The organism is Frankia sp. CcWB2 (assembly GCF_977927585.1).
Genome location: NZ_CDWRCM010000168.1, coordinates 1,104 through 2,205 on the forward strand (window position 1 = coordinate 1,104; position 1,102 = coordinate 2,205).

The window sequence follows — 1,102 nt, forward strand, 5'->3', positions numbered from 1 at the left end:
ATCAGCTTCTGCAAACTACGGACCCTTTTCAGGTCCCCTGCCTGCGACGCCGCGAAGATCCGCTGGCGAAGCCGCTGTACGTTTTCCTGCTCAGCCGCCCAGTCGATGGACGCCCATTGCACGACTCCGTCTTCAGGTCCGTTCACCTCGGCAGCCTCATCGGCTTCTTTGGTGTCCAACTTGCCCTGAGGTTCCAGCGTCTCCACCATCCTCCTTTCGCAGGCTCACCTGGTCCACGTCAGCTCCCTTTCGAGCCCAGGCAGTCGCCTGGTATCCGCCCGGTTATACGGGGCGATCGGCGGAGGCGCCGACCCTACTGCCCCGGTTTCCCGTTGCCTTTCTGCTGACGGCATTCGCTTCTTGGACCATCCTGTCCCGCTGGGGAGTTAAGCCTTCCTCACGGTCGGCCTACCGGAACACCGTCCGGACCCCGTCGGGGTTTCCACGTTCCACACGGTTGAGATGCGATCGGGTCGGGTGCCCCCTATACCCCGGGACGGCGGTGCTCCACGACCACGGGTACGTACCGTGGCCGCCGCCTGCCGCTTTGGGGGACGTAATGAAGTAACAAATACGTGATCGAGAGCATCATCGCAGGTCACAGGCCTGTGGAGGGTTCGAAACGCGCAAGTTATTTCATTTCGACTCCTTTGCAGCGGTCTAGTCCTGAACGCCCCTGGTACAACCCATCGGTGGCGCCCGCGTTGTCGAGGCATCAACAGAGGTTCACTTGCGTTCACCCAGCCGATCTTCCCCTTCGCCTGTAACCCCCGGATGGAACGGGAATCCTTGGGTTTGACCATCTGCGCTCCGCACCCCGCAGTTACCCGCGACGCACGTCAGACTGGGGACAGGTCACGAAGCACAAACCTGAAACTGCACCCGACCATTGGCCGGACCTCCATCGTGCAGCTCACTCAACTCGTGCAACATCGTGTCGCACCGTACATCCGGGCCGCGTGCGGCTGGTCGGTCCTGAGATCGACCGGGCTGCCTTCCTCCGCGAGAGTCTTCCACCACTGCCCGACCTCCGGGTCGTGCCGGTCCGCGCTCGTCACCGCAACCAGCCCCTTGGTAATTGGACGATCCTCACCAAATACCC

1 protein-coding gene and 1 pseudogene are annotated in these 1,102 nt (G+C 62.3%); both read right to left on the reverse strand.

What is annotated here, in order from left to right; all coding sequences use genetic code 11:
* Positions 1 to 209: reverse transcriptase N-terminal domain-containing protein (locus ACY45C_RS16330; protein WP_462188439.1), on the reverse strand; the 209-nt coding region annotated here is incomplete at its 3' end.
* Positions 210 to 917: 708 nt separating this feature from the next.
* Positions 918 to 1,102 (reverse strand): annotated as a pseudogene (locus ACY45C_RS16335) (hypothetical protein); the annotation flags it as partial.